This window comes from Arthrobacter ginsengisoli (genome assembly GCF_031456935.1).
In the GTDB taxonomy this organism is placed as follows: domain Bacteria; phylum Actinomycetota; class Actinomycetes; order Actinomycetales; family Micrococcaceae; genus Arthrobacter; species Arthrobacter ginsengisoli.
In genome coordinates, this window is the sequence record NZ_JAVDVQ010000001.1 from 108,103 (window position 1) to 122,130 (window position 14,028).

Below are 14,028 nucleotides of genomic sequence, written 5' to 3' on the forward strand. Positions count from 1 at the left end.
CCGCACGGTCACCAGCTGGAGACTGAACCCGAACGGTCATGTGCCTAGCGCACGATTTGGTCATCCCATGCGAGACTTCCCAGCATGGTAACTGCCGCTTTCTATTTCGCGACCCCAGAGGACCAAGAGACGCTGCTCGACTACCTGGGGGAACCGGACAAAGTCACTCTGCATCCGTGGCCAGTTGTTCGATTTCCCCTGGATGTCCTCACGCGCGAGGAGGCCCTGGCAGGCCCGCAGGTGTTCATAGTCAATCGGCACCTCGGCCCACCGGCGGCTATTCGGCCAGGTGACAGCGCGATGGATGAGCCGACGAGAGCCGGCGTCTTCAACAGGCTCAATTGGGACCGACTCCGCCCTCCCCCGGATCGGGCTCTGGTGGACTCGAATGCCTCCCCGGTGCTCTTCTGGGAGCCCGCCGGACTCTCCAATGAAGTCATAGGCGTCAGCCAGCTCGGGTCGCAGGCCGATGCAATGGCCGCGGTATCGGTGGATTATGAACGCTGGGTCAACCGGACGATCGGCTGGATACGGCGCAAGGGGTCGAAGGTCTGGGGCCTTGAGCAAGGGACGGTTCGGCCCGATCTCGACATTCAGCTCGGCTTCGTCAACAGTGTCTACGCACTTCCCGGAGCTCTTCGAGGACTCGAGCAAGGCGCGCTCGGCCGCTAGAATGTCGCCGAATCATCCCGCAGTTAGCGCCTGTTCCGCGGCGAATTCGCACAACCCCGGTACGCAGGGGTGCCATCGGAATAATAGTTATTGCATCTGATGCATCATCGTCGGCCCCAGGCTCTCTTGCTCACGACGGAGCAGTTGTCTTATCTCGTCCAAGTGGAAGCGCCGAACAGTTCCAGATCGAATATGGACGGTTACCGGCAGCAACCTTAATAGGCTGCTATTGGGGCTTGTCTCGGCGTTTAGGGCGCCGTCAGGGTGACGGTGTTTCCCCACGGGTCCTTGGTGACGAGGTTGCCGTCAACATTCCGGTGGTCAATGCCGGCGGCGTTCAGCCTCGCTTCGACGGACGTGCGCTCGTCCGTGCTCCCGAGCTGGACCGTGAAGGATCCCAGGCCGAGGTCGTTACTGCGCGTCCCGGCGCCCTGGCTGCTCCAGGTGTTGGTGGCGATGTGGTGGTGGTAGCCGCCGGCGGCGAAGAACAGCGCCCCGTTCGCTTCGGCGGTGACCGCGAAGCCCAGGGTGTCGGCATAGAAGGCGCGCGCCTGTTCGAGGTCGCCGACGCGCAGGTGCACGTGGCCCAGACCCGGGTCGCCTGCCGTTCCCGCCCCGAGGTGCTTGCTGATGAACGCGTTCGGGTCCAGCGGCGCAGAGCCCATCGTGACCTTGCCGTCCTTCCACTTCCACCCGTCGGCGGGCCGGTCGACGTACAGCTCGATGCCGTTCCCGTCGGGGTCGCCGAGGTAGAAGGCCAGGCTGACGGCGTGGTCCGCGCTCCCCTGGAAGCTGTTCGGTGCAGCCCCGGCGACTTTCGCCATCGCGGACGCAAGGGACGACTCGTTCTCGTAGAGGAACGCCGAATGATAGAGACCCGCTTGGCCGGGACTGTCCTTGGTGCCGTCCGGATCCTCGGTGATGGTCAGGACCTCATCCCCTCCCCTGCCAAGGGACAGTGCAGTGTCGTTCTCGTCCAGCACTCCCAGGCCCAGCACGTCCACGTAGTAGGCGCGCATCGGATCCAGGTCCGCAGTGATCAGGTGCACGGCCCCCATCCGCGTCTGGGCGCCCAGCACCGACGCCGCGGGTGCGTCAGCGGACCCGTTCGCGGAGACCGCCCACCAGGACCCTCCGCCGGCGAGGGCGAGGACAGTACCGGTGATGGCGAGGGCGCGGCGACGGGACTTGGGCTGCGGTTTACTAGTTGAAGGCACAAGTAAAATCATAGCCTCCGGTCGATGCATCCCGGGAACGCGGCCGCCCTCTTCGGTGATCGCCTTATGGCTGGACCCTGTTCCTGAGATGCAGTGGCCCCGCGGACGCCGAGAGCCGCGGCTTGGCAAAAAGCCAGGCCACGATGCCGAACAGTGGCAGGGTGAACATGGCCACAACCCAGAGGATCCGTGCCGTCTGGTCGAGCCGTTCCTCGCGGAGCGCATCGAAAATGCCCCAGATAATCGATCCGAAAACATACAGCGCGGACAACAAACCCAAGGCTGCCAGTGCCCATTCCCATGGCTCCATGCCGCCTACTCCCATAGCCGATGCGGCCAGACTAGCACCGGAAGCGTCGCCGAGTTCGTGGGGACGGCGGGACGGCAGTCTGTGGAGCCCGCCGACACGACGAGTCGGTGGCCCACGCAGGCAGCCTCGGCTCTGGCCCCTGAACTCCTGAGGAGCATATGCTGTCCCGATTGCACTGGTTTCCGTCCGGCGCAACAACTTTCCGTCCGGCGCATTAGCCATGAACTGCCCGGTGGGACTTCATTTTGGGGGGACAACATGTTCGGAAAGTTCAGCAGAAAGAACGATGGGCCGCAGGACGGCGCCGCCAGCGATCCCCTGCCGGGAGCTCAGCTGGCCGGCCGGATCATCCTTGAGCGGATGCTCGGCTCCATGAAAGATGCGCGCGGCGTCCACGTCGAATCCCTGGCGACAGCGCTTGGTGCTCTGGCCGGACACGCGTGCCAGGTCGCCGCACTGCAGGGGCTCAGCTCTGGTGCCGCAGAGTACCAGGGACTGTCACTGATGACAGTCGGTGGCGCCAACGGCGACGAGTACTGCGTCGGCGATGCCATCAACCGTCCGCTAGCAGAATCCCAGTACTCCGTCTGGGGTCTCGTGGCCGGGGCAGCCAATCAGCACGGCGGCCAGGTGCCGGACCTCAACGAGCTCTTCCACCACAGCGCCAGCACCCTGGGCGGGGCCGACTTCGGATTGCCGCGTTTCGCCCCGGGAACCAGTGCCGGCGCAACGCCACGCAGCTATTTGGCCATGTGGGACTCCTTGCAGGCCTCGGTCCGGCAGGCTGCACCCCGTCCGGAGCAATGGCCGGTAGCCTACGGCCTTGCCATCCAGAATCTGTTCGCGATGGCAGCGGGCCAGTTCGACCTGGGCGTCCTGACCCGGGTGGTCATGGACAGCGCCATCGCGACGTCGAAACTGCACCTTCCGCTGCCAGCAGCCGCACCCGCCGGGTTTGCGGCCACGCAGGGTGGATGAGATCCCTGCATGTACCGCAACAGGGCCAGCGGCAAGTTCCATGCCTTTGTGGCTTGGACGCCCTCCTCAGTCCCTGGTGGCAGCCCGGGCAGCGGCCGCGGGCACCGGTTCGTGGCGCAGGTAGCTCCGGCCGAACCGGCCGCTCCCTGCGGTCAGGGCCCGCAGCTCGATCGCGTACCGCAAGAGCTCCTGGTCCGGCACTTCCGCCATGATTTCGGTCAGGTCTCCCCCGGTCGACGTCGTTCCGGTCAGGCGTGCCCGGCGCGAGGAGAGGTCGCCCATCACCGCGCCCACGTGTTCGTCCGACACGCTGATGGTTACGGCCGAGACGGGCTCCAGCAATTGGATCCGCCCGGCTGCCGCGGCCTCCCGCAAGGCCAGCGCGCCGGCAGCCTGAAAGGCCGCGTCCGACGAATCCACACTGTGGGCCTTGCCGCCGAGCAGGGTCACCCGGATGTCCACTACCGGGAAGCCGGCGGAGACGCCCTTCTGCATCTGTGTCCGCACGCCTTTTTCCACCGAGGTGATGAACGGGCCCGGGATGACTCCGCCGACGGTCTTGTCCACAAATTCGAAACCGCTGCCACGTTCCAGAGGTTCAACCTCGATGTCGCAGACAGCGTATTGGCCGTGGCCTCCTGATTGCTTGACATGCCTGCCGTGGCCCGCGGCGGGTGCCGCGAACGTCTCCCGCAGCGGCGTGACAACGTCGACCGTCTGCAGCTTGACCCCCTGCTCGCGCAGCCTGCCCAGGACGACGTCCGCGTGCGCTTCGCCCATACACCAGAGGATCAGCTGATGGGTTTCGGCGTTCCGTTCCACCCGGAGCGCCGGGTCGCCGGCCGCAACTTTGCCCAGGCTCCGGGCCAGGACATCCTCATCGCCGTGCGAGGCAGCCTCGATGGCAACCGGCAACAGCGGGTCCGGCATCTCCCACGGCTGGATCAACAGCGGCGACTCCCGGGCCGAAATCGTATCCCCGGTCTCGGCGGGCCCGAGCTTCGTGAGGGCGCAGATGTCGCCGGCCACGCTGTACGGCACCGGCCGGAGGCTGGCCCCCAGTGGGGAATACAGGTGCGTGACGCGCTCGTCGCTGTCGTGGTCGGCATGGCCCCGGTCCGCCAGGCCGTGGCCGGCCACATGGACGGACGAGTCCTCCCGCAAGGTGCCGGAAAAGAGACGGACCAGGCAGACCCGGCCCAGAAACGGGTCGATCGTGGTGCGGACCACCTCACCGAGCAGCGGCCCAGCCGGGTCACAGTCAGGGATGGCTGCGGCGGTCCCGTCGAGACGTGAGACCGCCGGCCGCTGGCACTCCTTGGGAGACGGGAAGGCCCGTGCCACCATTTCCAGGAGTTCCGCCAGCCCGACGCCGGTCTCGGCGGAGGTTGCGACCACCGGATGGAAGGATCCCCGGGAGACTGCTGTCTCAAGATCGTTGACCAGAATGTCAGCCGGGATCTCCTCGCCTTCGAGGTACCGCTCCATCAACGTTTCGTCCTCGCTTTCGGCGATGATCCCTTCGATGAGAGCACCGCGCGCGGCCTCGGCGGAGTCGCGTTCGACGTCGTCGGCGTTCCGGTACGCGGGCAGCGCGTCAACCGTGAGGTGCTCCGAAACAGTCCCCGAGAGCAGCCCCAGCAACCCGGTGATCTCCGCACTCGTGCGCACCGGAAGGTAGAGGGGCAGCACCGTGTCGCCGAAGGCGCGCTGGCACCTCTCGAGGGCAGCGTCGAAGTCCGCCCGGGGGTGGTCGAGCCGGCTGATCACCACCGCACGAGGCACCCCGACGCGCTGGCATTCCGCCCAGAGAGCTGTGGTGGCAGCGTCAATATCGTCAACGCCCGAGACGACAAAAAGCGCCGCGTCGGCTGCACGCAGCCCGGCGCGCAGTTCGCCGATGAAGTCGGGGTAGCCTGGCGTGTCGAGCAGGTTTACCTTGACGCCGCCGGCCAGCACGGGCACCACGGAGAGGGCGACGGAGCGTTGCTGGTGGATCGCGGCCGGCTCCGAGTCGCTGACCGTGGTGCCTTCGGTGATCGAGCCCTTCCGCGCAATCGCCCCGGTGGCGGCCAAGAGCGCCTCCGCCAGCATCGTCTTTCCGGATCCCGAATGGCCCACCAGCGCCACGTTCCGGATCTGCTCCGGCTGTTCGGGCGGCAGGGTCTCGGAGGCGTCGGCCCGCCGGAGCTCAGCCGTGCCCCGGGCGGCGGCCCTCGCCGGAGCCTTGACGTCTTTTGCTGGCATGCGAACCTCCCGGTGTCCCTCGGCCGGCCGGACCGCCCAGCCTCCGCGCGTCGTACAGCTGTCTCCTTGGATTGGACACCCTGCGACGAACCCACGGCAAGATGCAACGGCCAACTGCGCTGCCTCGTCCCGGCAATCCGGGCCGGTTCCCCCCGGCTCAGCGCCCGTCGTAGGCCTTCTGCAGCGCCGCGATGTCAAGCTTCTGCATCGCCAGCATGGCCTGCATGGCGCGTTGGGAACCCTCGGGGTCGGGGCCGCCGATCAGCTGGCCCAAAACCGAGGGGACCACCTGCCACGAGACCCCGTACCGGTCCTGGAGCCAACCGCATCGGCTTTCGGAGCCACCCGCGCTGAGTGCGTTCCAGTAGCGGTCGACTTCCTCCTGGGAGGAACAGTCAATGACAAACGAGATCGACTCGTTGAAGGTGAAGGCCGGTCCCCCGTTTAGCGCGGTGAAGGTTCGGCCCTCAATTTCGAACCGTGCGGTGATCGCCTGGCCTGCCGGTGCGGGTCCGCCCTCCCCGTAACGGGACACGTCCAGCAGCTTCCCGCCGTCGAAGATGGAAACGTAGAACTCGGCGGCTTCCTCCGCCTGGTTGTCGAACCACAGGCAGGTGGTGATTTTCTCGGCCATAGCGCATCCTCGTCCGTTCGGCCCGTGCCGCCGGGTGGTGTCCGGCGGCCGTGCGGGTTTTTCAGCCCGAGCCTAGTCCGGCAGCTTGGCGGGCACAACGGCCTGCCCCGCTAGGCTAGGAGGCATGCCTTCTTCAACACCGCCGCTCCCCCGACCCGCCGCGAAAAGATCGCCCGCTGCAGCGGGCAGGCGGACCGCGGCACTGGCCGCCGGCGCCGACGCCGCCCTGATTCTTCTCTTCGCCGCCATCGGCCGGGACGCCCACCAGCGCGGGGACATCATCACGGGCGTGTTTGCCACTGCCTGGCCCTTCCTCGCCGGCGGGGCACTGGCCTGGCTGGCCCTGAGGCTGTGGCGCTCCCCGCTGGCCGTCTGGCCTGCCGGCGTCGGCGTCTGGCTGGGAGCGGTCACGGTTGGCATGCTTCTGCGAGCCGCCACCGGCCAGGTGGTGGTCCTTCCGTTCGTCATTGTGGCCCTGCTCAGCCTGGGGCTTTTCCTGCTGGGATACCGCCTGCTGGCCGCAGTTGTCCGGCGGCGCAACACACGCCGCGGCAGGGCCTGATGGACTAGGCTTGCAGGGACATGGCCGGGCCCGGAAGTACCATCCGGGAGCTTAGCCTGGCCGGCAACGGCGCAACAGATCCGGAAAGGTTCACACGTGGTCACCGCTTTCGTCCTGATTAAGACAGACGCTTCCCGCATCCCGGAGACCGCGGAAGAAATCTCCGCCATCCAGGGCATCAGCGAGGTCTACTCCGTAACCGGCGAGTGGGACCTTATCGCGGTGGCCCGGGTTCCCAAGCATGACGATCTCGCGGACGTCATCGCGGACAAACTTTCCAAGGTTCCCGGCGTTGTCCACACCACCACCCAGATTGCCTTCCGCGCATACTCCCAGCATGACCTGGACGCCGCCTTCGCCCTCGGCTTCGAACAGTAGCGCCCGGCGGGCCGGGCCGGCAGCGGAGCCGCGCGGCCGGTACGCCGCCGGCAACGACTCAGCTGCGTGAAAGCGCGACCCAGCGGTCCAGTACGGCCGCGGCGGCACCGGACTCGATGGACTGTTCCGCCCGCCTGAAGGCGGCGGCCATCCGCTCGGTCAGCGGACCGACGGCGTCCAGATCGAAGGCCACCAGACCGGCAGCGGCGTTCAGCAGTGCGGCATCGCGCGCGGAACCGTGGCCACCCGCGAGCACGGTACGAACGACCGCGGCGTTGGCAGCGGCGTCCCCGCCGCGCAGCTCCTCCAGGGTTGCCCGCCGGATGCCCAGATCGCCCGGCTCGAACATCCCCTCGCTCACCGCGCCGTTCCGGATCTCCCACACGCGGGACGGACCGGTGGTCGTCAGTTCATCGAGCCCGTCATTCCCGCGGAACACCAGCCCGCGGCTGCCGCGCTTGGCCAGCACCCCGGCCACCAGCGGGGCCATCCGCTCATTGGCGACACCCACTGCCGAGGCCTGCACGTGGGCGGGGTTGATCATGGGACCCAGGAAGTTGAAGGCCGTGGGCACGCCAAGTTCACGGCGCGCGACCGCGGCATGCCGCATCGAGGGATGGAACACCTGGGCGAAGCAGAAGGTAATACCTGCCTCTTCCGCGTTGAGGGCCACGCGCGGAATCGGCAGATCCAGCCGGACGCCCAGCGCCTCCAGGACGTCCGCCGAACCGGACGTGGAGGACGCCGCACGGTTGCCGTGCTTAACCACCTTGGCGCCGGCACCGGCGGCGATCAGCGCGGCCATGGTGGAAATGTTGACCGTGTTCTGCTGGTCCCCGCCGGTTCCCACGATGTCGAGCTTCTGCCCTGCTATATCAATAGGGCTCGCGTGCGCGATCATCGCTTCGACCAGGCCGGCGAGCTCGTCCACGGTCTCGCCCTTGGACCGCAGGGCCACCAGGAATCCGGCCACCTGGGCGGGCGAGGCCTCTCCTGCCATGATCGAGTTCATCGCCCACTCTGTGTTGCCGGTAGTGAGATCAGTACCGTTAATGAGGGCGTTGATAAGCCGCGGCCAGGTGTTGCCTGCCGCCTGTGCAGATGCCTGAGAAGTCACGTTCCGATGCTATCGAGGTGCGCCCTGCAATGACCAATGTGAACGCCGCCGGGAACTTTTCCGCGCGAATTCGCGTCTTTGTAGAAAAAGTCCCCCGAAAACGCGGTTTGCGTTGGGCAGGAGCGAGTTTTATAGACATAATGTCTATGTGACATCTGCGACCCATGCCCCCAGTACCCCGGCGCACCCGACGCTGAATCGCCCGAACATGGTTTCTGTTGGAACCGTTGTCTGGCTGTCCAGTGAGTTGATGTTCTTCGCCGGTCTCTTCGCCATGTACTTCACACTCCGTTCGACTTCCGGACTGATGTGGGCAGAAGAGACAGCCAAGCTCAACTTCCCTTTTGCGCTCGTAAACACGATCGTCCTCGTGGCAAGTTCCTTTACTTGCCAGATGGGCGTCTTCGCCGCTGAGCGGCTCCAGCCGCGTCGAAGCGGTGGCCGCCTCAGCTTCACCCGCTGGGGAATGAACGAATGGTTCACCCTGACTTTCGTCATGGGTTCCATCTTCGTGGCCGGCCAGGCGACTGAGTACGCCATGCTCGTTTCCGAGCATGTCTCGCTCTCCTCCAACGCCTACGGCTCGGCGTTCTACATCACCACAGGCTTCCACGGCCTGCACGTTATAGGTGGCCTGGTTGCCTTCCTCCTGATCATGGGCCGATCCTTCGCAGCGAAGAAGTTCGGCCACTTCGAGGCAACTTCAGCGATTGTCACCTCGTACTACTGGCACTTCGTCGACGTCGTCTGGATCGGCCTCTTCCTGGTCATCTACGTCCTCAAGTAGCCAGACCTGACTCTTTTACAAGAGCCAGGATTTCAAAACGCGGCTCCCGGAGCCGACGCAGGATCGAAAAAAGGAACCACCACGTGAAGGCACTCTCGCAGAAGCGACGTCACCCTCTGGCAGCAATAGCGCTGCTGCTGATGGGCCTCCTGGTCACTGGCGGGCTGTACGCCGTTGCCAGCACCGTCAACCAGGCCAAGGCCACCACCAGCTTCAGCACCAATGACGCAGAGGAAGGCGGCAAGCTCTTTGCCGCCAACTGCGCCACCTGCCACGGTATGGGCGCCAGCGGGTCCAAAGACGGCCCCTCCCTGGTCGGCGTCGGCGCTGCCGCCGTTGACTTCCAGGTCGGCACCGGGCGTATGCCCATGCAGATGAACGGACCGCAGGCCTACAAGAAGCCCGCACAGTTCAATGAAGAGCAGACGCACCAGCTGTCCGCCTACGTCGCTTCACTCGCCCCCGGCCCGTCGATCCCGGAGGCAGGTGTCCTCGATGAGAAGGGCGACGCCGCCGCCGGCGGCGAGCTGTTCCGCGTAAACTGCGCCATGTGCCACAACGCCGCCGCTGCCGGCGGTGCGCTGACCCGGGGTAAGTTCGCTCCGGCCCTGGCGGACGTGTCCGGCAAGCACATCTATGAAGCGATGGTCACGGGCCCGCAGAACATGCCGGTCTTCAACGACGCCAACATCACCCCCGAGGGCAAGCGCGACATCATCACCTTCCTGAAGCAGATCGAGGCCAACGGTTCACCCGGCGGCGCCGACCTGGGTTCCTTGGGTCCCGTGTCTGAAGGTCTGTTTGTCTGGATCGCCGGGCTGGGCGTCATCATTGCCTTCACCATCTGGCTTACGTCCCGGACGTCCTAAGCCCACCTGTTGCACCTGTATATGTTTTCTGCTGAACCGTCAGCAGTTTAAAATTGAAAGCTAACTCGGCACTCGCCGAGACGAGAGAGGGATGAGGCGAATTATGGGCAACCATAGTGACGGCAGTCCGAACCACTCGGGCACCGTAGCTACGGCTGGTCAGAATGAGGTGGAGAAGTTCCAGGATCCTGGACTCCCTCCGCACCGTTTGCGCCTGGCTGACACGGACCCGAAGGCCGCAAAACGAGCCGAACGGCAGGTAGCCCTGCTATTCGGGACGTCGGTCGTTGGCACCCTGATCTTCCTGGTGGCGTACTTCGCCATCGATCTGGGAGATGACAGCACGATCGCGACCATCCGGCTGCAAAACGCGCTGCTGGGACTCGGCACCGCCTTTGCGATGCTGGGCATCGGCACCGGAATCGTGCACTGGGCCAAGGCCCTCATGCCGGACCACGAAGTCTCGGAAGAGCGCCATGCCATCCGCACCGAGGATGACCGCCAGGCCGCTGTCCGGATCGTCGACGACATCGTCGAGGAAACCGGCATCAAGCGCCGCCCGCTGATCCGCAACACCCTCCTGGGCGCCGTGGCGCTGGCTCCCCTGCCGGCCCTCGCCGTCTTCGGTGACCTGGGTCCGCGTCCCGACAACGCCCTGGCGCACACCATGTGGGCACCGGCCCCGGACGGCAGGCTCAAGCGGCTCGCCCGCGATCCAGACGGCACCCCCATCAAGGCCGCCGACGTGACCATCGGTTCAGCTTTCCACGTCATCCCGGAAGGCCTGAACGAACTGCACGAAGGCAAGCTGAATGAGAAGGCCAAGTCTGTTGTCCTGCTCATGCGCCTGAACCCGGAGGAGCTCCACCCCTCCCCCGGCCGGGCGGACTGGGCCTACAACGGAATTGTTGCCTACTCCAAGATCTGCACCCACGTCGGTTGCCCTGTTGCCCTGTACGAGCAGCAGACCCACCACCTGCTGTGCCCGTGCCACCAGTCAACCTTCGACCTGACCCAGCAATGCAAGGTTATCTTTGGTCCGGCCAGCCGTCCTCTCCCGCAGCTGCCAATCGCGGTTGATTCCGAGGGCTACCTGGTCGCCACGAGCGACTTCCATGAACCTGTTGGACCTAGCTATTGGGAGCGTGTGCAGCATGAGCGCAACATCAACGCCTAATGCCCCCGCCTTCGTCGCCAAGACCAAGGGCGGCCGCATCACGAACTTCGTTGACGAGCGCGTCGGCGGCTCCGGGATCCTCCGCGAATTCGGCCGCAAGGTCTTTCCTGACCACTGGTCATTCATGTTCGGTGAAGTGGCGCTGTACTCGTTCGTCATCCTGCTGCTCTCGGGCACGTTCCTGACGTTCTTCTTCGACCCCTCGATGGCGGAGACGCACTACCAGGGTTCCTACACTCCGCTGAGGAACGTCGAAATGTCCGTGGCCTACAGCTCGTCGCTGGACATCTCCTTCGACGTCCGCGGCGGTCTGTTCATGCGCCAGGTCCACCACTGGTCCGCGCTGCTGTTCGTCGCCTCGGTGTCCGTCCACATGCTCCGCGTGTTCTTCACCGGCGCTTTCCGCAAGCCCCGCGAAATGAACTGGGTGGTGGGCGGCGTGCTGCTCATCCTCTCGATGGCTGCCGGCTTCACCGGCTACTCCCTCCCCGATGACCTGCTTTCCGGCAACGGCCTGCGCATCATCGACGGCGTGATCAAGTCCATCCCGGTGGTTGGAACGTACATCTCGTTCTTCCTCTTCGGCGGGGAATTCCCCGGCACGGTGATCATCGGCCGGCTGTACATGCTCCACATCCTGCTGGTGCCGGCACTCATCCTCCTGATGATCGTGCTGCACCTCTTTATGGTGGTCGTGCACAAGCACACCCAGTACCCCGGCCCGGGACGGAACGACGGCAACGTTGTCGGTTACCCGCTGGGCCCGGTTTACGCAGCCAAGGCCGGCGGCTTCTTCTTCATCGTGTTCGGTGTTGTCGCCCTCATGGCGGGCTTCTTCACCATCAACCCGATCTGGAACTACGGCCCCTACGACCCCTCCCCCGTTTCGGCGGGCACCCAGCCTGACTGGTACATCGGGTTCGTGGATGGCGCACTCCGCCTGATGCCGGGCACCATCGGCAACTGGAGCGTCGAACAGGTCTGGTTCGGGCAGGTCTTCTCGTTCAACGTCCTGCTCCCGGCCCTGGTGCCGGCGGGCATCATCTTCACCGTTCTGTTCACCTACCCGTGGATTGAACGCTGGATCACCAAGGACAACCGCGAGCACCACGTCCTGGACCGTCCGCGGAACGCTCCGACCCGCACGGCAATCGGCATGGCTGGTTTTGTCTGGTACTGCGTGATGTGGGCAGCGGCAGGCTCGGACCTCATCGCGACGCACTTCCACGTGTCGCTGAACGATGTGACGTACTGGCTGCGTGCACTGTTCTTCGTCGGCCCGGTCATCGCCTTCATCGTCACGAAGCGCATTGCCCTGGCCCTGCAGCGCAAGGACCGCGAGATTGCCCTGCACGGCCGCGAAACCGGCCGCATCGTGCGTTTGCCCCACGGCGAGTTCATCGAGGTCCACGCCCCGCTGGACGAGTACAAGCGCTACAAGCTCGTCGGCTTCGAGTCGCCGTCGCCGCTTGCCGCTGAGCCGAACGCCCATGGCGTCGTCGACGGCAAGGAAAAGCGCCGCGCGAAGCTTTCGAAGTGGTTCTTCGAGGACCGGGTTGCCCCGGCGACGCCCGCTGAGCTTGCGGCGGCCCATGGCCACCACGGCGAACACGAGGCGATCGAGTCTGGCGAGACCCAGAAGACGCTCAGCCACTAACCGGCTGGAATGATCACGCAGAAAGGCCCGGTCCATCAGGACCGGGCCTTTCTGCGTATCCTGGGACCAGCGGAACGGCGGGTCCTGGGACCAGCGGAACGGCGGGCCTGGGCCCCCGTTTCCTGCTACGGGCGGTACCCCGAGGCGTAGTTGCGTGTCGGGCGGACGCCGGGCCGCTGCAGGGGCACCCACAGCTTGTAGCGGTCGGCCCGGTAATAGGACACCGAATAGTCCACCATGGCCCGGGCCACAAAGGCGTGGCGCTGGATCTTCAGCAGCGGCGATCCCACTTCAACGTTGAGCAGGCGTGCCGTCGACGGAGAGGCGGCCGTCGCCTCGATCATGTCCTCCCCCCACTCCATCACCAGTCCGAAGCGCTCGCTCAGCACGTTGTACAGCGACGTCGGCGGTTCGCCATCGAGCAGGCCGGGCACCCGGTGGGCGGGGATGAAATTCTCGTCCACGCTCATGGGTTCGTTATCCGCAAGCAGGAGGCGGCGGAACCGGACCAGCGGCGTCCCCTCCTCCAGCTGGAGTTCCCGGGCCAGGAAGGCGCTGGCGCCGATCTGCTCGAAGCTGAGGACCTTGGCGGCCGGTACCATGCCGCGGCGCTGCATTTCCTCGCTGTAGGAGGTCAGCTTGACCTGAAGGTCCAGTTTGGGTTTGCGGACAAAGGTTCCCAGGCCGACCACCCGTTCAATGACTTCCTCGCCGACGAGCGCATCGATGGCCTGGCGCACGGTCATCCGGGCCAGTCCGAAGCGCTCCGCGAGGTCCCGCTCGGAGGGCAGCGCCGAGCCCGGCGGGCAGGCTTTCACGATGTGGGCCCTAAGGATTTCCCGCAACTGGACATAAATGGGCGTGCCGTTGTTCCGGTCGATCTCGCCGGCCATACCTGCCGCGTTAGAGGGCGCCACTGCACGGCCTTACGGAATGAGTCATACCTCAAGGTTAAGCCACCCCGGCGGCAGGTCTAGACCACCCGGCCGTCTCGGTTCGCCCGGAACCGCGGCCCCGGCTAGGATTTAATCCGCCGGTATCCCGCCGGCAGCACAAAATCGATGAGAGACAAGGATGTCCCGTTGCCCGTTCGGAACGCAATTGTGCAGGCCCCCATCGGACTGCACGCACGGCCCGCGGCGCTCTTTGTCCGCGCCGTCCATGAAACCGGGCTGCCTGTCACCATCAGCAAGGACGGCCGAGCGGGCGTCGACGCCCGCTCCCTGCTCGAAGTCATGACCGAGGACTTCCACTTCGGCTGCGTGGTGCAGCTGGCCGTGGCCGCCGAGGCCGTCCCGGTCCGCTACAGCCCTGAGGACGTGGAGAAGGCCCTGGACGGCCTTCGCGCACTGCTGGAGTCGGCCCGGTCCCGCTGAGCGCCGGACAGCCCTTCCGGAGCCGCGCAGGCATGCTTGGCGCTGTT

15 protein-coding genes are annotated in these 14,028 nt (G+C 65.7%); 9 read left to right on the plus strand and 6 right to left on the minus strand.

Going from position 1 to position 14,028, the window contains the following annotated elements:
• Positions 1 to 84: 84 nt before the first annotated feature.
• Complete coding sequence (locus J2X01_RS00540; RefSeq protein WP_310049499.1) at positions 85 to 672, plus strand: hypothetical protein; 588 nt, start codon at positions 85 to 87, stop codon at positions 670 to 672.
• A 248-nt stretch (positions 673 to 920) separates the two neighbouring features.
• Here J2X01_RS00540 and J2X01_RS00545 read toward each other — a convergent pair whose 3' ends face one another.
• Positions 921 to 1,889: a VOC family protein gene (locus J2X01_RS00545; RefSeq protein ID WP_310049501.1), complete on the minus strand. Its 969-nt coding sequence runs from the start codon at positions 1,887 to 1,889 to the stop codon at positions 921 to 923.
• 64 nt (positions 1,890 to 1,953) lie between these two features.
• A complete protein-coding gene (locus J2X01_RS00550; RefSeq protein ID WP_310049504.1) occupies positions 1,954 to 2,199 on the minus strand; it encodes a PLD nuclease N-terminal domain-containing protein in 246 nt (81 codons plus the stop codon).
• Positions 2,200 to 2,457: 258 nt separating this feature from the next.
• On the opposite strand from J2X01_RS00550, the gene J2X01_RS00555 reads away from it, so the two are divergent.
• On the plus strand, positions 2,458 to 3,177 hold the full coding sequence (locus tag J2X01_RS00555) for a hypothetical protein (protein ID WP_310049507.1): 720 nt from the start codon (positions 2,458 to 2,460) through the stop codon (positions 3,175 to 3,177).
• A 66-nt stretch (positions 3,178 to 3,243) separates the two neighbouring features.
• Here J2X01_RS00555 and J2X01_RS00560 read toward each other — a convergent pair whose 3' ends face one another.
• Positions 3,244 to 5,424 carry an elongation factor G-like protein EF-G2 gene (locus J2X01_RS00560; protein WP_310049509.1) on the minus strand — a complete coding sequence of 727 codons (2,181 nt, stop codon included), beginning with the start codon at positions 5,422 to 5,424 and terminating at the stop codon, positions 3,244 to 3,246.
• A 157-nt stretch (positions 5,425 to 5,581) separates the two neighbouring features.
• Positions 5,582 to 6,058 carry a VOC family protein gene (locus J2X01_RS00565; RefSeq protein ID WP_310049512.1) on the minus strand — a complete coding sequence of 159 codons (477 nt, stop codon included), beginning with the start codon at positions 6,056 to 6,058 and terminating at the stop codon, positions 5,582 to 5,584.
• A 124-nt stretch (positions 6,059 to 6,182) separates the two neighbouring features.
• Between J2X01_RS00565 and J2X01_RS00570 the strand changes: the two genes are divergently transcribed.
• Both J2X01_RS00570 and J2X01_RS00575 read left to right on the plus strand, forming a co-directional pair.
• Complete coding sequence (locus tag J2X01_RS00570) at positions 6,183 to 6,620, plus strand: DUF3054 domain-containing protein (RefSeq protein WP_310049515.1); 438 nt, start codon at positions 6,183 to 6,185, stop codon at positions 6,618 to 6,620.
• Positions 6,621 to 6,716: 96 nt separating this feature from the next.
• On the plus strand, positions 6,717 to 6,998 hold the full coding sequence (locus tag J2X01_RS00575) for an Lrp/AsnC family transcriptional regulator (RefSeq protein WP_310049519.1): 282 nt from the start codon (positions 6,717 to 6,719) through the stop codon (positions 6,996 to 6,998).
• Between the two features lie 58 nt (positions 6,999 to 7,056).
• Here J2X01_RS00575 and trpD read toward each other — a convergent pair whose 3' ends face one another.
• A complete protein-coding gene (trpD, locus tag J2X01_RS00580; protein WP_310049522.1) occupies positions 7,057 to 8,115 on the minus strand; it encodes an anthranilate phosphoribosyltransferase in 1,059 nt (352 codons plus the stop codon).
• A 112-nt stretch (positions 8,116 to 8,227) separates the two neighbouring features.
• Between trpD and ctaE the strand changes: the two genes are divergently transcribed.
• The 4 genes from ctaE to qcrB all read left to right on the plus strand — a co-directional run bounded on the left by ctaE (position 8,228) and on the right by qcrB (position 12,605).
• On the plus strand, positions 8,228 to 8,902 hold the full coding sequence (gene ctaE, locus J2X01_RS00585; RefSeq protein ID WP_445344430.1) for an aa3-type cytochrome oxidase subunit III: 675 nt from the start codon (positions 8,228 to 8,230) through the stop codon (positions 8,900 to 8,902).
• Between the two features lie 83 nt (positions 8,903 to 8,985).
• A complete protein-coding gene (gene qcrC, locus J2X01_RS00590) occupies positions 8,986 to 9,771 on the plus strand; it encodes a cytochrome bc1 complex diheme cytochrome c subunit (protein ID WP_310049529.1) in 786 nt (261 codons plus the stop codon).
• A 103-nt stretch (positions 9,772 to 9,874) separates the two neighbouring features.
• Positions 9,875 to 10,948, plus strand: coding sequence for a cytochrome bc1 complex Rieske iron-sulfur subunit (gene qcrA / locus J2X01_RS00595; protein ID WP_310049532.1), 1,074 nt, complete (start codon positions 9,875 to 9,877; stop codon positions 10,946 to 10,948).
• The gene (gene qcrB / locus J2X01_RS00600) at positions 10,926 to 12,605 is read left to right on the plus strand and encodes a cytochrome bc1 complex cytochrome b subunit (RefSeq protein WP_310049534.1); all 1,680 of its coding nucleotides are present in this window, start codon (positions 10,926 to 10,928) and stop codon (positions 12,603 to 12,605) included. The genes qcrA and qcrB overlap by 23 nt, the downstream gene beginning before the upstream one ends.
• A gap of 125 nt (positions 12,606 to 12,730) precedes the next feature.
• Here the strand turns inward: qcrB and J2X01_RS00605 are convergent, their stop codons facing one another.
• Complete coding sequence (locus tag J2X01_RS00605; protein WP_310050178.1) at positions 12,731 to 13,498, minus strand: GntR family transcriptional regulator; 768 nt, start codon at positions 13,496 to 13,498, stop codon at positions 12,731 to 12,733.
• 189 nt (positions 13,499 to 13,687) lie between these two features.
• Here J2X01_RS00605 and J2X01_RS00610 point away from each other — a divergent pair, with 189 nt between their 5' ends.
• The gene (locus tag J2X01_RS00610; RefSeq protein ID WP_310049535.1) at positions 13,688 to 13,981 is read left to right on the plus strand and encodes an HPr family phosphocarrier protein; all 294 of its coding nucleotides are present in this window, start codon (positions 13,688 to 13,690) and stop codon (positions 13,979 to 13,981) included.
• Positions 13,982 to 14,028: the final 47 nt, after the last annotated feature.